Raw genomic sequence first — 19,312 nt, 5'->3', positions numbered from 1 at the left:
TTACCTCCGTTTACAGGGAACAACTAGTGGCTGGCGGTCACGCCGCCGTCGACGTAGATGACCTGGCCGTTGACGAACCGGGCGAGCGGCGTCGCCAGGTAGAGCACCGCGCTCGCGACCTCCTCCGGCTCCGCGAACCGGCCGATCGGGATGCGCTGCTGCAGCCGCGCGACGAACTGCTGGTTCTGCTGCGCCGCCTCGACGAAGTCCGTGCGCATGAAGCCCGGCGCCACCGCGTTGACGGTGACCCCGCGCCCGCCCCACTCCGTGGCGAGCTGCTTGACCAGCAGGTTGACGCCGGCCTTGCTCGCGCCGTATGCCGAGAACCCCATGCGGCCGCCGGCGTCCCCGCGCACCGACGAGAGGTGGATGATCCGCCCGCCGCCGCGGGCCAGCATGTGCCGGCCGACCGACTGGGAGAGCAGGAACGCGCCCACGAGGTTGGCGTTGACCACGTCGGCCCACTGGGTCGCGTCGAAGTGCTCGGCCGGCACGGTGATCAGCTTGCTGGCCGAGTTGACCAGCACGTCGATCCCGCCCCACGCCGCGTCCACCTCGGCGACCGCCGCGTCGATCGACGCCGGGTCGGTGACGTCGAGGGTGAGCGGCAGCGCGGTGGCGCCGTTCGCGGTGAGCTTCTCCGCCAGCTCGGTCGCCTTGTCCAGCGACCGGCCGGCGATCGCGACCGCCGCGCCGTCGGCCGCGAACTGCTCGCAGATCACCGCGCCCAGCCCGCCGTACCCGCCGACGACCAGCACCCGTTGCGGTCGTGAGTCCTCCGCGGAGGGTCGAACCACCGACTCCGTCATGACGCCCTCCTCAACTCCACGGAACCCAGCCCGAACAGCTCGGCGGCGTTGCCGCCCAGCACCTTCGCCCGGTCCTCATCGGACAGACCCAGCGCGTCGACGGCGGCCAGCGCGGCGTCCAGCGGCGTGGCCAGCGGAGGCGAGTCGGTGCCGAACAGCATCCGGTCCGGCCCGAACACCTCGACGGCGGCCCGCAGCGCGGGCAGCGACGGCGTGGCGGTGTCCACGTAGATCTGGCGCAGCTGCGCCGACAGCGGCGGGCCCTCGACCTGGTCGCGCCGCTGGGCCATGTCGAGCTTCTCGCGCAGCAGCGCCAGCGCGCCCCCGGCGTTCGGCGCGACGAGCTTGAGGCCAGGGAAGGCCTGCAGCCGCCCGGCCAGCAGGATCGCGGCGACGCCCATCGTGATGTCGCAGGGGCGCACGACGTGCTCGATCGCGCCGACCTTCTTCATGCTCGACGCGGCGACCGGCACGGCCGGCGGGTGCAGCAGCACCGGCGCGCCGGCCTCCGCCGCCATCGCGAAGAACTCGTCGCTGCGCGCGTCGTCGAGGAACTCGCCGCGCACGCTGGTGTTCACGATGAGGCCCGCGAACTCCTCCTGGCCCAACAGCTCCGCGGCCCGGGCCACGCTCGCCCCACCCTCGAGCGGGTTGACGTAGACGTAGCCGATGAGCACCCCGGGCCGCTCGCGCACGGTCTCGGCGACCCACTCGTGGAAGCTCGCGAGCGAGTCGGCCGACTGGGCGTAGTTGTCGATGCCCGGCACCGGCAGCATCGTGCCCGCGCCGACCGGGCTCCCGACCACGGTGGTGGTGATGCCGAGTGCGGCCTTGCGTTCCACCATGCCGTCGATGTCGCCGAGGCTCGGCGGCATGGGGAAACGCTTGAGCAGCTCCGGCGGGGTGACATGCCCGTGCACGTCGATGGTCATGCTCGGCCCTTCTGCGCGGTTGCGGTGGCTCGGGCGAGGGTCAGTCGCGCGGCGGGCCGAGCACCTGGCCGCCGTACTTCTGCGTGGAGGCGATCACCGCGCCGAAGTCGGGGAAGGTGGCCGGGTCGAACGCGGGGACCTCGAGCCTCTCGGCCGGCGTGCCGGTCTCGAAGAACCAGTTCTCGTAGCCGGCCGGGGTGCCCAGCACCAGCGTGCGCACGGTGTCCGACTCGACCTTGTAGGAGTGCGGGATGTTGCGCGGCAGGAAGACCGAGTCGCCGGCGGTGGCGTTGAACAGCTGGCCGCCGACCTCGATGCTCATCTCACCCTCGAGGATGTGGAAGAGCTCGTCCTCCAGGCTGTGCACGTGCACCGGCGAGCCGTAGCCGCGGTTGCACGACATCTCGGCCAGCCAGTACTGCCCGCCGGTGTCCTCGCCGGTCGCCCGGAAGACGACGAGCGAGCCGAAGTGCCAGATGGCCTTGCCCTGCGAGGGTCCGCACAGGAACGGTTTAGGGTCCGACATGGAGGCTCCTTCAACAGATGGCGATGTCCTCGAAATCGTTTGTACTCAAGGGAACTCGAGACCCGCCGAAAGCGCGGTCGGGCCTCGACCCCGGTGTCAGGCGGCCGTACGCGAGCTGTCAGTGCCCGTGTCCGCCTCGGCCCCCAGCCGGACCGGCAGGGCGTCCAGCCTGTTGATGCCGCGCGGGAAGCCGCGCCGCCAGGTGACCTCCGCCTCGGGTACGGAGAAGGCGAGGTCGGGGAACCGGCGCAGGATCGTGCCGAACGCGACCTGCCCCTCGATGCGGGCCAGCGGCGCGCCGAGGCAGTAGTGGATGCCGTGGCCGAAGCCGAAGTGCGCGTTGTTCTTGCGGGTGATGTCGAACCCGGCCGGCCCGGCGAACTGGCCGCCGTCCTTGTTGGCGGCCGCCCAGATGATCTGGATGACCTCGCCCGCGGGGATCGAGACGCCGCCGACCTCGATGTCCTCCTTGGTGAACCGCAGCGCGGAGAGCTCGGCCGGCCCGGTGAAGCGCAGCATCTCCTCTACCGCCGAGGGCAGCAGCGCGGGGTTCGCGCGCAGCGCGGCGAGCTGGCCGGGGTGGGTGATCAGCGCGTACATGCCGTTCGCGATCAGCTGCGCGCTGGTCTCGTGGCCGGCGTTGAGGATCGTGATGACCATGGAGATCAGCGCGTCGTCGTCGAGCCGGTCCTCGTCGTCGGTGTTGGCGAGCGCGGAGAGGAGGTCCTCGCCCGGCTCCTCGCGGCGCAGCCGCACCAGCCGCGTCGCGTAGTCCAGCATCGCCTGCGCGCCGGGGGCGACCTGCTCGCGGGTGCCCCACATCATCCCCTCGAGCGCCTCGCGCCACGGCCCGCGGAACTCCCGCGGCACCCCGAGCAGCTCGCTGATGACGTCGAACGGCAGCGGGTAGGCGAAGCGCTCCAGCAGGTCCACCTCGCCCAGCGGCGCGAGGCCGTCGAGCAGCTCGTCGGTGATCTGCTGGACCCGCGGCCGCAGCGCCTGCACCCGGCGGGCGGTGAAGACCTTCGACACCTGGCGCCGCACGGCGGTGTGCTGCGGGGCGTCCATCATGGACACCGACTTGCCGAGGTAGCGCACGTACTCGGCGGGGATACCCGGCGCGGCGACGGTGTCGAGCCGGTTCTGGTACCTGGGGCTGTTGCTCACCCCCGGGTGGTTCACCACCGCCATGACGTCGTCGTAGCGGGAGACGACCCAGGTCGGGGTTCCGTTGAAGTGGCGGACCCGGGTGATCCCCTGGTCCCGGAGCCGGCCGTAGGCCTCCTGGTCGAACAGCAGGTCGAGCAGCTTCGGCTCGTCGGTCATGGCACACCTCGTGTGTGGGGAGACGTGCACCGAACGACGCGCTCGATGCGGTGCGCGCGTCGAACGCGTCGTTCGGTGGTCGGACATGTCAGGCCGGGTGGGACAGGGCCGGGGCCGGCTCGAGTGGCGCCGGGGTGGCCTTGCGGCGGGGCCGGCCGAACCTGCGCATGATCGGGTCCTCGACGTAGGTGAACATCAGGTGCGCGGTGAGCAGGCACACGCCGAGGAGGCCGAGCCACAGCGCGACCGCGGTCAACGGGTCGTAGGTCGTGCTGAACTCCGTGCGCAGCCAGTAGACGAGGATCGTCTGCACCATGAAGAAGGCGTAGGAGATGTTGCCGCCCCACACCATGAACTTGCTCGTGAGGATGTTCTTCGAGCCGCGGATGTCAGCGGTGGCGACCGCGCCCAGCATCATCACGTTCGGGATCAGCGCCACGGCGGCGTAGGTCCACGGCGCCGGCACGTACTGGGCGGCGACGCAGGAGGCGAGCCAGGTGAGGATCACCGTGAGGAAGTTGAGCCGCGGGAACTTGCCGGCCATCACGATGCGGGCCAGCAGCACACCGAGCACGAACTCGAAGATGCGTGCCGGCGGGAACAGCGAGGCGAGCCACATCTGCTCGTTGGACAGCTGCAGCAGGTTGCCCGGGTAGACGAAGCCGCCGACGAACAGGACGGTGACCAGGTTGATGGCGACGATGCCGCCGGCCATCCCGGCCGCCCAGGCCCACAGGTGGGTGGCCCTGATCCGCCGGACCAGGTTGAGCACCAGCGGGAACGAGGCGTAGAACAGCAGCTCCGCGCACAGCGACCAGACGATGTAGTTGGTGCCGCCCTCGGGCTCGTGCGGGTTCCACGTGTTCACCAGCAGCAGGTTCGGCAGCCAGTTCGTGGTCGCGCCGGCGATGAGGAACAGCGCGACGACGAACGTCACGACGTGGTTGGGGAAGACCCGGAAGAACCGGCGCCGCCAGAACGACCGCGCGGTGTCGGTGGGCCGGGCCGACCAGGTGAGGACGAAGCCGCTCAGCATGAAGAACAGCGACAGGAACGGCAGGCCGATGGGGATCAGGAAGTTCGACATCCCCTCGGCGAAGCCCCGGTCGGCGAAGAAGCTCACGGGCTTCTCGTAGTCGATGGGGTTCACCGCGTGGCTGGAGTGGATGAAGAAGATTCCTAATGCGATGGGGAACCGGAAACCGGTTAAGCCATGCAGCCATTTCACGCTCGGCTGCAGAGCTCCCGAGGTCTCGGATGCGGACATGGAGGCACCTTTCGAAATCCCGGGAATCCGGGAGACTCACATATGGGTAAGACTGAACTCGAGCCTTCCCAGCGTCGTGGGGAACGAGTCTCGACGGCGCTGGGAATCTCGGATCAGGAATACGGGCCGAGCAGGACCCGCGCTATGAGACGGACAGGCTCAGCGGCTCTGCCGTGGCGGGCACGACCTCGTCGCGCGAGGTGTCCGTGCGCTTCTCGACGTACCAGATGGCCACACCCACGACGCCGACGACACCGAGGCCGAGGCAGACGTAGAGCGCGACCGCGTAGCCCATCGCCGCGGCGATGTTGGCGATGACCCCGGCGATCGCGAACCGGAAGGCCATCGAGATCGAGACCTGGAGGGTGAAGTCCGAGCCCGCGTTGGTGTCCCGGGCGTAGTCCATGTTGATCGTGTACATGATCGTCCACACGCCCGCGTTGAACACGTTGACCAGCACGATGGCGATGAGTGCCCAGGTGAGGCCGCCGACCGTGACCACCGGCAGCACCGCGGCGATCGCCACGAGCTGGCCGACGCTGTAGAGGATCAGCGCGCGCTTGCGGCCCATCCGGTCGACCAGCAGGCCGGCCGCGACGGCCGTGATCATGCTGACCACGCCGCCCAGGCCGTTGGACAGCAGGCCGACCGCGCCGACCGAGACGCCGCCGTCGATCATGATCGGGACCAGCAGGCCGTAGGCGCCCGGCATGGCCAGGGTGAGCAGCGGCGTGAGCACGAACGCCCAGCGCGCGGCGCCCTTCTGGTGGAAGAGGGCCCACACCGACGGGCGGCGCACCCGCTCGGCCGGGGCCGGCTCGTCGGCCGGCCGCTCGCGGTGGCGGAGGATGAAGTAGATCGGCAGGGCGGTCAGCGCGGCGAGGGACAGGACGGCGGGCACCCAGCCGAAGGCGTCGTAGAGCACCAGGACCAGCCCGCCGCCGATGATGTCGCCGACGAAACCGGCCCCGACCTGCAGCCCGTTGATCGGACCGCGGCTGCGGCCGGTCATCTCCCGCACGGCGAGCGCGTCGGTGGCGATGTCCTGGGTGGACGACAGGATCGCGACGAGGGCGAGCAGCCCGAGGATGATCCAGATGTTCTCGATCACGTCGAACGGGGCGATGGCGACGATGGCGAGCGCGGCGGCGGGCTGGGTGATGAGCAGCCAGGAGCGGTAGTGGCCGAGCCGCTTGGAGCCGAACCTGTCGACGAGCGGGGCCCACAGGAACTTGAGCGCCCAGACCATGCCGAGCACGAAGATGACGCTGATGTCCTCGAGCGACCCGCCGCGGTCGCGGGAGATGGCCACCAGCGCGGTGAACAGGAAGCCGATGGCCAGGAATTGGCTCATGTAGAGCGGAATGAAGATCTTGTACAGCGCTCGCTTGTCGTTCATCGGCCACCAGCAATCTCGTCAGGGTGAACTCGCCGCTGGTGACGTTCTAGTGACCCGCTGGAACCCCGCTCAAGACCCACTCGAAGGATGATCCCTCATTCGCGCGAAATGTCACAGCCCATTCGGGACATTTCCCGGTCCTCGATGGACCGACGATTGATGCCATTGGGACATCCGGCACGAAACCCTTGACTCCGACGAGCGTCCAGCCGAAGGAGCCCCGATGGTCGCAGTGAACCCCACAGGGAGCCCGGCCGAGGTACGAACGCCCGCCGGCCTCGCGCCCTGGCAGCTGCGGACCGTGCTGCTCGTGCTGCTGACCGGGCAATTGCTCTCCGCGCTCGACCAGACGATCGTCGGCACCGCGCTGCCCACGATGGTCGGCGAGTTCGGCCGGATGGACAGCTTCTCCCTGGTCGTGACGTCCTACCTGCTGGCCACGACCGCCTCGATGGCGCTCTACGGCAAGCTCGGCGACCTCTACGGGCCCAAGCGCGTCTACATGGTCGCGATCGGGATCTTCACGGCCGGCTCGCTGCTGGTCGGGCTCGCCCAGGACATGACCCAGCTGGTCTGTTTCCGCGCGGTGCAGGGCATCGGCGCCGGCGGGCTCGTGGTCATGGCGTTCACGATCTCGGCCACCGTCGTGCCACCCCGCCAGCTCGGCCGCATCCAGGGCCTGGTCGGCGCCATGTACGCGCTGGCCTCGCTGGTCGGGCCGCTGGTCGGGGGCGCGTTGACCGAGTACGTGTCGTGGCGCTGGTGCTTCTGGCTGAACGTGCCGATCGGGGTGGCCGGGCTGATCGTGCTGGCCACGATGCTCAAGCTGCCCGCCTCGGGCCGCAAGGCCTCGGTGGACTACCTCGGCGCGGTCCTGCTGGTCGCGGCCACCTCGGTGCTCGTGCTCATCAGCATCTGGGGCGGCACCGAGTACCCGTGGCTGTCCGCGCCGATCCTCGGCCTGATCGCCGCCGCGGTCGTGCTCGCCGCCCTGTTCCTGGCGTGGGAGCGGCGGGCCAAGGAGCCGATCCTGCCGCTGTCGCTGTTCCGCCTGCGGGAGATCAGCGTGGCCATGGCGATCACGTTCATCATCGGCGTGGCGACCATCGGCGCCTACTTCTTCGTGCCCATCTACCTGCAGGTCGTCCGCGGCGACGACCCGACCACGGCCGGGCTGAACCTGCTGCCGCTGATGATCGCGGTGATGCTCGGCTCCGGCGCGAGCGGCTGGCTGATCGCGGCCGTGCTCGGCCGGGCCAAGGTCGTGGTGGTCGCCGGCGTGGCCGCGATGACCGTGGGCCTGTTCCTGCTGTCGCTGCTGGACGCCGCGACGCCGGCCTGGCAGCTGTGGGCCTACCAGGTGATCCTCGGGATCGGCATCGGCATGGTGATCTCCAAGCTGATCATCGCCGTGCAGAACCTGGTCGGCCGCCGCGAGCTGGGCGCCATCACCGCGCAGGCCAACTTCGTCCGGGTGGTCGGCTCGGCGATCGGCGCGGCCGTCTTCGGCGCCGTGCTCGCCGCCCGGCTCGGCTCGGCGTGGACGCACAGCGCGGTCGCCGCGCAGGTCCCCGGCGGCTCGGCCGTGCTCTACGAGGACCCGGCGTCGATCAAGGCGCTGGCCGACACCGCGCCGGAGGTCTACCCGGCCGTCATCGACGCCTTCGCGAGCGCGCTGCAGGACGTCTTCCTGGTCGCCGCCGGCCTGATGGTGCTGGCCTTCGTGCTCACCTGGTTCCTGCCGAACACCGTCCTGCGGGACAAGCACGAGGGCGGCGCGCGCTCATGAGCCCCGGCACCGAGAAGGCGGCCCCGCTGGACCGGAGGCTCCTCGCGGTCGCGCTGGTCGTGGCGATCGGCGCGGTGACCCCGATCGTCGACATGACGATCATCGGCGTCGCGCTGCGCACGCTGTCCGACTCCTTCGACACCGGACTGTCCACCGTCCAGTGGGTGATCACCGGCTACATCCTGACCACGGCCATGGTCGTGCCGCTCACCGGCTGGGCCACCGAGGCGTTCGGCGGCCGCAGGCTCTGGCTCGCCGCGCTCACGATCTTCACGGCCGGCTCGCTGCTGTGCGCGCTGTCCTGGTCGATCGGCAGCCTCATCGCCTTCCGGCTGGTCCAGGGCATCGGCGCGGGTCTGCTGGGCCCGGTCGGCACCGCCATCGTGGCGCGCGCGGCCGGGCCGAAGCGGATGGGCCGAGCGATGAGCGTGGTCGGCGTGCCGCTGGTGCTCGGGCCGGTCATCGCGCCGGTGATCGGCGGGATCCTGCTCGACCTCGTGTCCTGGCGGTGGATCTTCCTGATCAACCTGCCGATCGGGGCCGTCGCGTTCGCGCTGTCCTGGGTCGTGTTCGACAGAGACGACAAGGCCGACACCGGGACGAGCCGCGGCCGCATCGACGTGCGTGGCTTCCTGCTGCTCTGCCCGGGCGTGACGCTGCTGGTCTACGGGCTGGTCAACGTCACCTCGGTCGGCGCGCTGACCTCGGCGGCGTTCCTGCTGCCGGGGGTCACGGGGATCGTGCTGCTGGCGGTGTTCGTCCGGCACGCGCTGGCCGTCGACAAGCCCCTGCTCGACCTGCGGGTGCTGGGCAACGTCACGGTCTCCTCGGCCGGGGCCATCCAGTTCCTGATGAACGCCACGCTCAGCGGCGCGATGATGATCTTCCCGCTGTACTACCAGCTGGCCCGGGGCGAGTCGCCGCTGATCGCGGGGCTCCTGCTGGTGCCGCAGGGCCTCGGCGTGGCGATGACCATGCCGATCGCCGGCCGGATCGTCGACCGGGGCCGGCCGAGCCTGCTCGTGCTGTGCGGGATCCCGTTGCTGGCGCTGGGTTTCGTGTCGTTCACGATGGCCGGCGCGGACGGCAGCTACCTGCGGCTGGGACTCTCGCTGTGGGTCATCGGGGTCGGCGCGGGCTGCACGATCATGCCGGCGCTCACCACCGCCTACCGGGCGCTGTCGCCGCAGCGGATCCCGCACGTCACCGCGACGTTCTCGATCCTGCAGGAGCTCGGCGCGTCCAGCGCGGTCGCGGTGTTCATCGTCGTGCTGGAGGCACAGCTCGCCGCGAACGGGGCAGACCCGGCCGCCGCGTTCCGGTCGGTGTTCTGGCTGCCGCTGGCCCTGGTCCTGCTGTGCCTGATCCCCGCGGTGGTGGCCTGGCGGTCGACCCGGCCGCGGGCCGCGGTCCCGCCCGAGCGCGAGCTCGCCGAGGTCGACTCCTGATGCGCTGGACCGTGCACGGCGAGCGGCGGATCTACGGAAGTCCCTGGCTCGACCTGTGCCTGTCCGACGTGGAGCTGCCGAACGGCGCCCGCTACGAGCACCACCTGGTCCGCGTGCCCCAGTCGGTGGGCGCCGCCGTGCTCGACGGCGCCGACCAGGTCCTCATGGTCTGGCGGCACCGGTTCACCACCGACACGTGGAACTGGGAGCTGCCGGGCGGCTGGGTCGACCCTGGCGAGACCCCGGCCCACGCGGCCGCCCGCGAGGTCGAGGAGGAGACCGGCTGGCGGCCCCGCGGCCTGCGCGAGCTCGCCTACATCCAGCCGATCGCCGGCATCTCCGACGCCGAGCAGTTCATCTACGTCACCGAGGAGGCCCGGCACATCGGCCCGCCCGTCGACGGCTTCGAGTCCGACCGGGTCGCCTGGGTGCCCCTCGCCGACGTGCCCGACATGCTGAGCCGCCGCGAGATCGTGGGCGGCGTGTCGGTGGTCGCCCTGCTCCAGATCCTGCACGGCCGCGACACCGGCGCCTCGGGCACCACCCGGGCGCCCCGGTCGGCGGCCTGAGCCGGCCGGTCCCCAGGCACGAAGCAGCGCCGCACCTCCACCGGTGCGGCGCTGCTTCGGTTCGCCGTTACGAGCGGCCGGCCAGGGCCGGGGCCGGCTCGTCGATGCGCTCGTGCGGTGCCACCGCCGCGGGCGACGGCCCGCCGCGGCGCCGCAGCAGCGGGACGGACAGGGCGAGGATCAGCACGAGGGCGACGATCGGGAAGCCGTCCACGGCCAGCTGGGTGGCCGCCGGCATGTTCAGGTTGTACGGGCTGAACGGGAAGAACGCCTCCAGCGGCACGATCCAGAACCACAGCCGCAGCCCGAACACCACCGCGGTCGCCACGAACGCGAGGCCCCACGACACCGAGCGCTTCTGGACCGCGAAGCTGCCGATGACGATCAGCACCGGCACGATCCAGACCCAGTGCGGGATCCAGGAGATCGGCGAGACCAGCAACGCGGTCAGCGCGCACACCAGGACCCCGCGCAGCGTGTACCCACTGCGGTGCAGCGCGATCGCCGCGACGAGGCCGGCCAGGCCCACGACGGCGGCGATGGCCAGCCAGGTGAGGTTGATGATGTCCGGGCTGCCGAGCAGCCGGGCGAACACGCCACGCAGCGAGCCGTTGAACGGACCCTGCGGGGCGCCGATCCGGTCCGCGGCCATGCCGGGGCCGAACCAGTAGCCGGCCGAGGCCGCGGGCGCCATGAGGAACCCGAGCAGCACGGTGCCGGCGAACACCCCGAACGCGGTCGCCGCGGCCCGCACGCGGCCGGTGAACGCGAGGTAGGCGATGTAGATCAGCGGGATCAGCTTGATGCCCGCCGCGAGCCCGATGCCCACGCCCTGCCAGCGCTTCCCGTTGCCGCGCAACAGGTCCACGAGCACGAGCAGCATCAGCAGGATGTTCACCTGGCCGAGGGAGAGGTTCCAGTCGACCGGGCCGAGCAGCAGCGCGCCCGCCGTCAGCACGACCGTGAGCACCGCCCGCTGTGCCCGCTTCTTCAGGCCCACCGCGTCCAGCACGATCCAGATCGTCGCCGTGAGGAACAGCGCCTCGAGGCCCGCCCAGAGGTAGCCCGCCACGACGGTCGGGAAGATCGACAGCGGCGCGAAGAACAGCGCCGCGAACGGGGTGTAGATGAAGTACAGGTGCGTGTCCGGCGTGGTCAGCTGGTACAGGTCGACGCCCTTGAGCACGGTGTCGCCGGCGAACCAGTACACGCCGAAGTCCACCTGCCACCACGAATCCTGATGGCGCAGCGTGTAGGCGAGGAGCACGATCAGCGCGGCTAACGCGATACCGGCGGATAAGAGCAGCAGGTTGGTCAGCCCTCGCCGGGGCCTGGCCTGGGTGGTCGTCTCGGGCGCTTCGTCCAGCGTTGTCATGCGCTCCCGCCTCTCTCTCCAGTTGTGTCCTGCGTCAGGCAGCCGCTCTCCCGGCTAGTGCTGAGTGGACGGCCGTGACGACGTCGTCGACCTGCTCGGTCGTGAGGTGCGGGCCCATCGGCAGGCTCAGCACCTCGGTGGCGAACCGCTCGGCCAGCGGCAGGGTGCCGGTGGCCAGGCCGAGCTCGCCGAACGCCGCGGACCGGTGCGGCGCGATCGGGTAGTGGACCAGCGTGTGCACGCCCGCGGCGGTGAGCCGGTCCTGCAGGCCGGCGCGGTCCGGGGTGCGCACGACGTAGAGGTGCCACACGTGCTCGGCCCACGCGCTGGTGGCCGGCAGGACGAGATCGTCGAGCCCGGCCAGCTCCTTCGCGTAGCGCCCGGCGACCGCCGACCGGCGCGCGTTCCACTCGTCGAGGTGGGCGAGCTTGGCCCGCAGCAGGGCGGCCTGCAGCTCGTCGAGGCGCGAGTTGGTGCCCTTGACCTCGTGGTGGTACTTCACCGTGGACCCGTAGTTGCGCAGCAGCCGGACCTTCGCGGCGAGGTCGGCGTCGCCGGTGACGACCGCGCCGCCGTCGCCGAGCGCGCCGAGGTTCTTGCCGGGGTAGAAGGAGAACGCCGCCACGTGCCGGGCGCCGATCCGCTCGCCCTTGTAGGTGGCGCCGTGGGCCTGGGCGGCGTCCTCGACGACCGCGAGCCCGTGCCGGGCCGCGACCGCGCCGATGGCGTCGAGGTCGGCGGGCTGGCCGTAGAGGTGCACCGGCACGATCGCCCGGGTGCGCGGGGTGACCGCGGCCTCGAGGGCGGCCGGGTCGACGTTGTAGGTCAGCGGGTCCGGCTCGACCGGCACCGGGGTGGCGCCGGTGGCCGCGACCGCGAGCCAGGTGGCGATGAACGTGTGCGACGGGACGATCACCTCGTCGCCCGCGCCGATGCCGAGGGCGCGCAGCACGAGCACGATCGCGTCGAGGCCGGAGCCGACCGACACGCACTCGCGGGCGCCGCAGTAGGCCGCGAACTCGGCCTCGAACGCCTCGTTCTCCGGGCCGAGCAGGTAGCGCCCGGAGGCCAGCACCCGCTGGGTGGCGGCGTCGAGCTCGGCCTTCAGCTCGGTGTAGGGCGCGGTCAGATCCAGGAACGGAACGGTCATGAGAGGGCCTTCGCGTCGCGCAGGAACGTCTCGTAGTCGCGGTAGTACTCGGTCTCGTCGTAGGGCTCGGAGACGAGCCACAGGCCGACCGTGCCGGGCGAGAAGTTGATCATGTCCCGCCAGACCATCGGGCCGACGTAGAGACCGCGGCTGGGGTTGTCGAGGGTGAACTTGTCCTGGGCGAAGCCGTCGTCGACGACGACGTCGAAGCTGCCGTGGACGGCGATGATGATCTGCCGGAGCCGGCGGTGGCCGTGCGCGCCGCGCTCGGCGCCGTCCGGGATGTGGTGGATGTAGTAGGCGCGGTGGATCTCGAAGTCGATGCCCGTGCCCGGCTGGACCACGGTGAGCCTGCCCCGCGGGTCGCTGTGCTCGGGCAGGTCGACCAGCCGGCACGGGCTGACCCGACCGACGCTCCCCGGAATCGGGTTAGTCATCGCGTTAGTCATCGGGTTAGTCACTGACAACCACTCCACTGGTCGATGGTTCGCAGCACGGTTGTCAACGATGACAGCGGTTTGCTCATATTGACCGGTGGGTTTTTCCCCGTGGCCCGGGAACAGTTCCCGCAATACCGGGGACATTTCCGGACCTAGCATGAATCCATGCGCGTACTTTTCTCCAGCCTTTCCGCCTACGGGCATTTCTTCCAGTTGCTGCCGCTCGCGCTGGCCGCGCGCGACGAGGGCCATCAGGTGGTGTTCGCGACGGGCGAGGTCCGGCACAAGATGCTGACCGGGCTGGGGCTCGAGGTCGTCGCCGCCGGGCGGTCGACCGAGGAGGTCGTCGCGCAGGCCGCGCACGCGGCCGGGGTGCCGGTGCCGAGCGAGGACACGCGGCCGAACAAGGAGGCCATGGAGGCCATCTCGATGGGGTTCTGCCGGCTGATGCCGCAGAACTTCGTCGAGGACCTGGCGCCGGTGCTCGCGGGCGGTGCCGTGGACCTGGTGATCCACGGCGCGTACAACCCGGGTGCGGGCCTGGCCGCGCGGGTCGCCGGGGTGCCGGTGCTGTGCCACGGGACCGGGCGCGCGCGGCCGGCAGACGACCAGCTGATCGCGATGTCCGAGGTGGTGCTGCGCGAGTACGGCGCCGAGCTCGGGGTCGAGCTGCCCGAGGTGCACACGACCTACCTCGGCCACCCGTACCTGGACATCACCCCGGCCTCGCTGCAGGACCCGGGTTTCCTGGCCGGGCCGACGAAGCGCGTCGAGCTGCGGCCGGTGCCGTTCGCGCCGCCGGGTGAGCTGCCCGCGTGGGTGCGGTCGCGGACCGACGAGCGGCCGCTGGTCTACATGACGCTGGGCACCGAGTCCGACGGCCGGGTGATCAACACGATGCGTCAGGTCATCGCCGGCCTGTCTACTTTGGACGCGCAGATCCTCGTGGCGACGCCGAAGCTGGCCGACGAGTTCCGCGTGGTGCCGGACAACGTCGTGGTCGAGCGGTGGGTGGCGCAGGCCGAGCTGCTGCCGCACGTGGACCTGGTGGTCCAGCACGGCGGCAACGGCACCACCTTCGCGACGATGGCCACCGGGGTGCCGCAGCTGTTCATCCAGAACCTGCCGGGCCCGGACCAGCTGCTGAACGCCGACATGGTCTGCGCCGCGGGCGCCGGCGAGAAGATGCTGCTGGACGAGGTCAGCGCGGAGGCCGTCGCCACCGCGGCCAAGAGCCTCCTCGTCGACACCGAGCGCAGGGACGCCGCCCGCCGGATAGCCGACGACATCGCGGCGATGCCGTCCCCCGCGGAGGTGGCCCGGCAGCTGCCGGCCCTGGCCTGAGCACCACCGCAGAGGCGCCCGGCCCTCGCTGGCCCGGCGCCCACACGTGCGCGGCCCGCATCCGCCGGGCCGGGAAACTGGGAGGACACATGAAGTTCAGAGCGCTCGCCGTGGCATTCGCGGCCACTGCGGCGGCCGTCGTCGCACCGGCCACCGCAGTGGCCACCGCCACCGCCGACGCTGCCGCTCCGGCGGCCTGCGGCACGACGGCAGCCCAATGGACGGGCCAGTTCGGCGGGACCAAAACCAACCAGTACGGGTCGCCCGCGCTGACCGTGGAGATCGACAGCGCGTTCAACGTCCTGACCACGATCGGCACGAGTCGCTACGGCCAGAGCGGGAACACCGTGCTCAACGCCGGCAACATCGACTGGCTCAGCGTCCGCCAGATCGCCCTCGGGCACATCCTCGGCGTCGCGTTCACCTCGACGAGCGTCACCTGCGGCGCGGACGGCCGGGTCACCGCGTTCAGCGGCACCGCCGACGAGCACTACGGCGGCTCGACCACTCCCGGCACGTTCACGGCGACCCGCATCGGGGCCGCGGCCCCGGCCGCCGCCCCGGCTTCGACGGGAGCGGCCTGCGGCACGACGGCGGGCCAGTGGGTGGGCGAGTTCACCGGCACGATCGTCGAGACCGTCGGTGGCGGCCAGACCCCGGTGACCGCCTCGTTCACGATGCCCGGCGCCCTGGACGTCGTGGTGACCCAGGGCGGTCCCAACAACGTCTACTACCTCAGCGGCGCCGTCCAGCTCGCCGGCGGCAACATCTGGTGGCGGTCGATCGACACCGTCAACGACGTCATCTTCCTCGTCACCGAGTTCGGCTCGACGAGCGTGACGTGCGGCAGCACCGGCACGGTGACCCAGTTCAGCGGCGACACGACCTCGCGATGCTGCGGCAGCCCCGGCAACTGGTACGGCCACTTCGTCCTGACCCGCACCGCCTGACCCTCCGTTGGCCCGGGGCCGGCCCCGGCCCCGGGCCACCCGTACCCGGCCCGCGCCCCGGCGGGCCGGAAACCCGGGAGGACAGACGAGGTTCAGAGCCTTGGCGGTGGCCTGCGCGGCGGCGGTGGTCGTTCCGGCCGCCTGCGGCACGACGGCCGCCGAGTGGGTCGGGCACTTCGAGGGGACGCGGAACTCGCCGTACTACTCGGACCCGAGCATCGGCGTCCCGCGCACCCGGATGGGGGACGTTCACCCTCACCTGCCCCTGAGCATCGGAGGTGCCCCCGGCCCCTTGGCGGCCGGGGGCACCTCCCTGCCCGTCAGCGGTTGCCGGCGCGCTTGCCCCACCGGGTGCGGCCCCACGGCTTGTAGATCGACAGCACCAGGCAGGTGAGGTAGCACGTGCCGGACACGATGCCGGGCGCGATCAGGCCCATCGTGTCGCCGACCGCCTGGTCGACCAGCTGGCCCGGCGGCGTGCGGTCGGCGATGTCGCCCAGCTCCTTGAAGCCCGGCGTGAGCAGGAACGTCGTGAGCAGCACCGTGACCGACGTGATGAGGAACTTCGTCAGCACCCACTTGTGCCGCACCAGGCCCCAGTGCGTGCCCAGCGAGACCAGCAGGCCCGTGGCGAACGCCGTCCACGCCACCGGGATCATCAGGACCTCGCCGAACACGTCCAGCGCGTGGAACAGGCCCACCTGCACCGCCGGGTTCGTCGTGGCCGTCGCCGTGACCGACAGCGTCATGTTGCCGATCGTGAGCCCCAGCCAGGAGACCGCCGACAGCACGTGCAGGACCAGCACCGCCTTGCGCACCGGTGGCGGCATCTTCGGGAACCGCCGGCCGGCCTTGTCCGGCGCGCGCACCGCCGTGTCGCTCATGCGTCTCTCCACCCTGGTATCGGCCACCGTTCGTCACTGCCATTAAACCCTGCGCCACTGACGAAGTCCGATTCGACCGGGTTTCCGCGACCGGTCCCGGAGGGGTCCCTCGAGTCGCTCTCGAGCGGCTCTCGAGAAAGTCGCGGACGACTCGCGACCGGGACGAATTCCCATCGCCGCCGGGATGGTCGGCTCACGACGCGGGGATCACCTAAATGGACGATTGTGCGCAGATATCCCGAGAAGTGCGGGTGGCTTTTCCTGTTGAGGAGCACATATGCGATTCATTTCCGGCGACCACGACCTCCGGGTCGCGGTCATTGGTCTGGGGTACGTCGGCTCGTGCATTGCCGCCACGCTGGCCGACCGTGGCCTGGATGTCGTGGGTGTGGACACCAACACCAAGCTCATCGAGGAGCTCAATGACGGCTTCTGCCGATTCGCCGAGAAAGGCCTCCCCGAGCTCGTCGCGTCCGGTGTCGCGGCCGGCAAGCTGCGCGCCACCACCGACGCGTCGGCGGTGAGCGCGGCCGACGTCGTCCTGATCACCGTCGGCACGCCCGTCCGCGAGGACGGCTCGCTCGCCGACGAGCAGCTGCAGAGCGCGTGCCTGGAGCTGTCCAGGCACATCCGCCGCGGCCAGCTGTTCGTCCTCAAGTCGACCGTGCCGCCCGGCTCCACCCGCAACTTCGTCCTGCCGCTCCTGCAGCGCAGCGGCCTGGTGGGGGGCGAGGACTTCGGCCTCGCGTTCACCCCCGAGCGGCTCGCCGAGGGCACCGCGCTGCACGAGCTCAACACGTTCCCGATCGTCGCGGGCGGGCTGGACCAGGACAGCGCCGAGGACGCCGCCGAGTTCTGGCGCTCGTCGCTCGACGTCGACGTGATCCCGCTGGACACGCTCGAGGCGGCGGAGATCGTCAAGCTCGCCGACAACTGGTGGATCGACCTGAACATCGCGCTGGGCAACGAGCTCGCGAAGTTCTCCGCCCTGTACGGGGTGGACGCGCTCGACGTCATCCGCGCCGCGAACTCGATCCCCAAGGGCAACGGCAACGTCAACATCCTGCTGCCCAGCGTCGGTGTCGGCGGCTCCTGCCTCACCAAGGACCCGTGGATGGTGTGGCACTCCGCCCGCGAGCGGGGCCTGGAGATCCTGACCGCGCCGGCCGGCCGCGCGGTGAACGCGGGCATGCCCGAGTACACCGCGCAGCTCGCGATCGACGAGCTGACCAAGCTGGGCAAGGACCCGGCGGCGTCGAAGGTTGCCGTGCTGGGCCTGGCGTTCAAGAACAACACCGGCGACCTGCGGGCCACGCCGACGCTCGACGCGGTCACCGCGCTCGTGGGCGGCTGCGGCGAGGTGACGATCTACGACCCGCTGGTCGACGTCGCGGAGGCGGAGGAAATGTTCGGCCGAAGCCTCGAGACCGACCTGCGGACCGCGGTGCACGGCGCCGACTGCATCGCGATCTTCGCGCTGCACCGGGAGTTCGCCGACCTCGACTTCGGTGACCTGCCGGTCGCCGACGACTGCCTCATCCTCGACGGCCGCGCGTACTTCTCCCGGGAGAAGATCGCCGCCCTGCGGGAGCTGGGCTTCGCGTACCGGGGGGTCGGCCGATGAGCGAGCTCGCGAGCGGACCGACGAACACGGGGCGCCGGGTCGTCATCACGGGTGGCTGCGGGTTCATCGGCAGCCACCTGGTCGAGCGGCTGGTCGCGCGGGGCGACGAGGTCGTCATCTTCGACGGCGCCCCGCCGCCCGCCTACCAGACCGTGGCCCGCGAGCACGCCGAGTACGTGGCGGGCGACGTCCTGGACCGCGCGTCGCTGGCCAAGGCCATCACGAAGGGCGTCGACGTCGTCTACCACCTGGCCGCCGTCGTCGGCGTCGACCAGTACCTGGCCCGGCCGCTGGACGTCATCGACGTCAACTTCTCCGGCACCCGCAACGTGCTCGACCTCGCCGCGGCCGCCGGCGCCAAGGTCGTGCTGGCGAGCACCAGCGAGGTGTTCGGCAAGAACCCCGCGGTGCCGTGGGCCGAGGACGGCGACCGGGTGCTGGGCGCGACGTCCGCCGACCGGTGGACCTACTCCTCCAGCAAGGCGCTCGCCGAGCACCTCACGTTCGCCTTCGTGCGCCAGCGCGGCCTCGAGGCCACGATCGTGCGCTACTTCAACGCCTACGGCCCGCGCCAGCGCCCGGGCTTCGTCGTGAGCCGCTCGATCCACCGCGCGCTCAACGGGAAGCCGGTCGTGGTGTACGACGAGGGCCGGCAGACCCGGTGCTTCACGTTCATCGAGGACGCGATCGAGGGCACCATCAAGGCCGCGGACAGCACGGTGGCCAACGGCGAGGCGTTCAACATCGGCAGCATGGTCGAGACCACGATCGGCGACGCGGCCCGGCTCATCGCCAAGCTGGCCGGCCCGGACGTCGAGCTGTCCGATGTGGACACCGGCAAGGCGCTCGGCAAGTCCTACGAGGACCTCGCGCGGCGCGTCCCGGACAACAGCAAGGCCGGCCGGCTGCTCGGCTGGTCGCCAGGCACCACCCTGGAGGACGGGCTCGCCAAGACCATCGAGTGGGCCAGGCAGAGCGACTGGTGGCTGGCCATGCCGGACAGCGGCGCCAGCTGACCGGCACACGAAAATGGCGCTCCCGGGGTGGGAGCGCCATTTTCGTGCGAGAAATTTCAGGCGTTGGTCTTCGCACGCTTGAACGAGGCGATGGTCGCCAGGATGCCGCCGATGAGCGCGACGGCCATGCCGACGAAACGGATGATCGCGCCGGCCGCGTCGAGAGCACCGTCACCGATGAAGCTGCCGAGGCCGGTGGTGGCCGGGACCGCCTCGAACAGCGCGGCGACGATGGCCAGGATCGGCACCCAGCGCCACGGGGCGAAGGCGAGGAACGCGGCCGCGACCAGGCAGACCACGGCGCCCGGCGGCACCGCGGGCATACTCACGCCGGCGAGGCGCAGCACCACGATGCCGAGGACGATCCCGATCAGGCCGGCCACCGTCGCGTTGCGGAGGGTGGGGTAGTTCGACATTTCCTTGCTCCTCTGCAGGATTTACCGAAATTGTACTAATTCGGGGCA

Annotated in this window: 18 protein-coding genes; 7 read left to right on the top strand and 11 right to left on the bottom strand. The window is 70.8% G+C overall.

All coding sequences use genetic code 11. The annotated features are described in order from the left end of the window. Positions 1–23: 23 nt before the first annotated feature. The 6 genes from VGD70_RS33455 to VGD70_RS33430 all read right to left on the bottom strand — a co-directional run bounded on the left by VGD70_RS33455 (position 24) and on the right by VGD70_RS33430 (position 6,259). Positions 24–809, bottom strand: a complete 786-nt coding sequence (locus VGD70_RS33455) for an SDR family NAD(P)-dependent oxidoreductase (protein ID WP_331088540.1) — start codon at positions 807–809, stop codon at positions 24–26. Further along, positions 806–1,741 carry an amidohydrolase family protein gene (locus VGD70_RS33450; protein ID WP_331088538.1) on the bottom strand — a complete coding sequence of 312 codons (936 nt, stop codon included), beginning with the start codon at positions 1,739–1,741 and terminating at the stop codon, positions 806–808. Before VGD70_RS33450 ends, VGD70_RS33455 begins: the two co-directional genes overlap by 4 nt. A 40-nt stretch (positions 1,742–1,781) precedes the next feature. Then, entirely contained in the window at positions 1,782–2,267 is a 486-nt protein-coding gene (locus VGD70_RS33445; protein WP_331088536.1) for a cupin domain-containing protein, read from the bottom strand. Positions 2,268–2,363: 96 nt separating this feature from the next. Further along, positions 2,364–3,593 (bottom strand): cytochrome P450, encoded by a 1,230-nt coding sequence (locus VGD70_RS33440; RefSeq protein ID WP_331088534.1) that lies wholly within the window; start codon positions 3,591–3,593, stop codon positions 2,364–2,366. An 88-nt stretch (positions 3,594–3,681) separates the two neighbouring features. After that, positions 3,682–4,860: an acyltransferase gene (locus VGD70_RS33435; protein ID WP_331088532.1), complete on the bottom strand. Its 1,179-nt coding sequence runs from the start codon at positions 4,858–4,860 to the stop codon at positions 3,682–3,684. A gap of 142 nt (positions 4,861–5,002) precedes the next feature. Continuing rightward, positions 5,003–6,259 carry an MFS transporter gene (locus VGD70_RS33430; protein ID WP_331088530.1) on the bottom strand — a complete coding sequence of 419 codons (1,257 nt, stop codon included), beginning with the start codon at positions 6,257–6,259 and terminating at the stop codon, positions 5,003–5,005. Between the two features lie 223 nt (positions 6,260–6,482). On the opposite strand from VGD70_RS33430, the gene VGD70_RS33425 reads away from it, so the two are divergent. From VGD70_RS33425 to VGD70_RS33415, 3 genes are read left to right on the top strand one after another with little or no spacing between them, the layout of a single operon-like run. Then, positions 6,483–8,048 (top strand): MDR family MFS transporter, encoded by a 1,566-nt coding sequence (locus VGD70_RS33425; RefSeq protein ID WP_331088528.1) that lies wholly within the window; start codon positions 6,483–6,485, stop codon positions 8,046–8,048. Next, on the top strand, positions 8,045–9,496 hold the full coding sequence (locus tag VGD70_RS33420) for a DHA2 family efflux MFS transporter permease subunit (protein ID WP_331088526.1): 1,452 nt from the start codon (positions 8,045–8,047) through the stop codon (positions 9,494–9,496). The genes VGD70_RS33425 and VGD70_RS33420 overlap by 4 nt, the downstream gene beginning before the upstream one ends. Further along, positions 9,496–10,065: an NUDIX hydrolase gene (locus VGD70_RS33415; RefSeq protein WP_331088524.1), complete on the top strand. Its 570-nt coding sequence runs from the start codon at positions 9,496–9,498 to the stop codon at positions 10,063–10,065. Before VGD70_RS33420 ends, VGD70_RS33415 begins: the two co-directional genes overlap by 1 nt. 67 nt (positions 10,066–10,132) lie before the next feature. On the opposite strand, the gene VGD70_RS33410 is transcribed toward VGD70_RS33415, so the two are convergent. Genes VGD70_RS33410 through VGD70_RS33400 form a run of 3 tightly spaced genes read right to left on the bottom strand, consistent with a single transcriptional unit; the run spans position 10,133 to position 13,027 of the window. After that, positions 10,133–11,440: a glycosyltransferase 87 family protein gene (locus VGD70_RS33410; protein ID WP_331088522.1), complete on the bottom strand. Its 1,308-nt coding sequence runs from the start codon at positions 11,438–11,440 to the stop codon at positions 10,133–10,135. A 34-nt stretch (positions 11,441–11,474) separates the two neighbouring features. Further along, positions 11,475–12,590, bottom strand: coding sequence for a DegT/DnrJ/EryC1/StrS family aminotransferase (locus VGD70_RS33405; protein WP_331088521.1), 1,116 nt, complete (start codon positions 12,588–12,590; stop codon positions 11,475–11,477). Further along, the gene (locus VGD70_RS33400; RefSeq protein ID WP_331088519.1) at positions 12,587–13,027 is read right to left on the bottom strand and encodes an FdtA/QdtA family cupin domain-containing protein; all 441 of its coding nucleotides are present in this window, start codon (positions 13,025–13,027) and stop codon (positions 12,587–12,589) included. The genes VGD70_RS33405 and VGD70_RS33400 overlap by 4 nt, the downstream gene beginning before the upstream one ends. Positions 13,028–13,195: 168 nt before the next feature. Between VGD70_RS33400 and VGD70_RS33395 the strand changes: the two genes are divergently transcribed. After that, positions 13,196–14,374 (top strand): glycosyltransferase, encoded by a 1,179-nt coding sequence (locus VGD70_RS33395; RefSeq protein WP_331088517.1) that lies wholly within the window; start codon positions 13,196–13,198, stop codon positions 14,372–14,374. An 89-nt stretch (positions 14,375–14,463) separates the two neighbouring features. Continuing rightward, positions 14,464–15,324 (top strand): hypothetical protein, encoded by an 861-nt coding sequence (locus VGD70_RS33390; protein ID WP_331088516.1) that lies wholly within the window; start codon positions 14,464–14,466, stop codon positions 15,322–15,324. A 320-nt stretch (positions 15,325–15,644) separates the two neighbouring features. On the opposite strand, the gene VGD70_RS33385 is transcribed toward VGD70_RS33390, so the two are convergent. Next, entirely contained in the window at positions 15,645–16,208 is a 564-nt protein-coding gene (locus VGD70_RS33385; RefSeq protein WP_331088514.1) for a hypothetical protein, read from the bottom strand. A gap of 277 nt (positions 16,209–16,485) precedes the next feature. On the opposite strand from VGD70_RS33385, the gene VGD70_RS33380 reads away from it, so the two are divergent. Both VGD70_RS33380 and VGD70_RS33375 read left to right on the top strand, forming a co-directional pair. Then, on the top strand, positions 16,486–17,832 hold the full coding sequence (locus VGD70_RS33380) for a nucleotide sugar dehydrogenase (protein WP_331088512.1): 1,347 nt from the start codon (positions 16,486–16,488) through the stop codon (positions 17,830–17,832). Next, positions 17,829–18,848 carry an NAD-dependent epimerase/dehydratase family protein gene (locus VGD70_RS33375; RefSeq protein ID WP_331088510.1) on the top strand — a complete coding sequence of 340 codons (1,020 nt, stop codon included), beginning with the start codon at positions 17,829–17,831 and terminating at the stop codon, positions 18,846–18,848. Before VGD70_RS33380 ends, VGD70_RS33375 begins: the two co-directional genes overlap by 4 nt. Positions 18,849–18,904: 56 nt before the next feature. Here VGD70_RS33375 and VGD70_RS33370 read toward each other — a convergent pair whose 3' ends face one another. Further along, complete coding sequence (locus VGD70_RS33370; protein WP_331088508.1) at positions 18,905–19,264, bottom strand: hypothetical protein; 360 nt, start codon at positions 19,262–19,264, stop codon at positions 18,905–18,907. Positions 19,265–19,312: the final 48 nt, after the last annotated feature.

Source organism: Actinophytocola sp. (assembly GCF_036402745.1).
GTDB lineage: Bacteria > Actinomycetota > Actinomycetes > Mycobacteriales > Pseudonocardiaceae > Actinophytocola.
This window is presented reverse-complemented; position numbering and strand designations above follow the sequence as displayed.

Coding starts and splice junctions, on each gene's coding strand:
- VGD70_RS33455 (WP_331088540.1), bottom strand. CDS start 809: ATGACGGAGTCGGTGGTTCGACCCTCCGCGGAGGACTCACGACCGCAA.
- VGD70_RS33450 (WP_331088538.1), bottom strand. CDS start 1,741: ATGACCATCGACGTGCACGGGCATGTCACCCCGCCGGAGCTGCTCAAG.
- VGD70_RS33445 (WP_331088536.1), bottom strand. CDS start 2,267: ATGTCGGACCCTAAACCGTTCCTGTGCGGACCCTCGCAGGGCAAGGCC.
- VGD70_RS33440 (WP_331088534.1), bottom strand. CDS start 3,593: ATGACCGACGAGCCGAAGCTGCTCGACCTGCTGTTCGACCAGGAGGCC.
- VGD70_RS33435 (WP_331088532.1), bottom strand. CDS start 4,860: ATGTCCGCATCCGAGACCTCGGGAGCTCTGCAGCCGAGCGTGAAATGG.
- VGD70_RS33430 (WP_331088530.1), bottom strand. CDS start 6,259: ATGAACGACAAGCGAGCGCTGTACAAGATCTTCATTCCGCTCTACATG.
- VGD70_RS33425 (WP_331088528.1), top strand. CDS start 6,483: ATGGTCGCAGTGAACCCCACAGGGAGCCCGGCCGAGGTACGAACGCCC.
- VGD70_RS33420 (WP_331088526.1), top strand. CDS start 8,045: ATGAGCCCCGGCACCGAGAAGGCGGCCCCGCTGGACCGGAGGCTCCTC.
- VGD70_RS33415 (WP_331088524.1), top strand. CDS start 9,496: ATGCGCTGGACCGTGCACGGCGAGCGGCGGATCTACGGAAGTCCCTGG.
- VGD70_RS33410 (WP_331088522.1), bottom strand. CDS start 11,440: ATGACAACGCTGGACGAAGCGCCCGAGACGACCACCCAGGCCAGGCCC.
- VGD70_RS33405 (WP_331088521.1), bottom strand. CDS start 12,590: ATGACCGTTCCGTTCCTGGATCTGACCGCGCCCTACACCGAGCTGAAG.
- VGD70_RS33400 (WP_331088519.1), bottom strand. CDS start 13,027: ATGACTAACCCGATTCCGGGGAGCGTCGGTCGGGTCAGCCCGTGCCGG.
- VGD70_RS33395 (WP_331088517.1), top strand. CDS start 13,196: ATGCGCGTACTTTTCTCCAGCCTTTCCGCCTACGGGCATTTCTTCCAG.
- VGD70_RS33390 (WP_331088516.1), top strand. CDS start 14,464: ATGAAGTTCAGAGCGCTCGCCGTGGCATTCGCGGCCACTGCGGCGGCC.
- VGD70_RS33385 (WP_331088514.1), bottom strand. CDS start 16,208: ATGAGCGACACGGCGGTGCGCGCGCCGGACAAGGCCGGCCGGCGGTTC.
- VGD70_RS33380 (WP_331088512.1), top strand. CDS start 16,486: ATGCGATTCATTTCCGGCGACCACGACCTCCGGGTCGCGGTCATTGGT.
- VGD70_RS33375 (WP_331088510.1), top strand. CDS start 17,829: ATGAGCGAGCTCGCGAGCGGACCGACGAACACGGGGCGCCGGGTCGTC.
- VGD70_RS33370 (WP_331088508.1), bottom strand. CDS start 19,264: ATGTCGAACTACCCCACCCTCCGCAACGCGACGGTGGCCGGCCTGATC.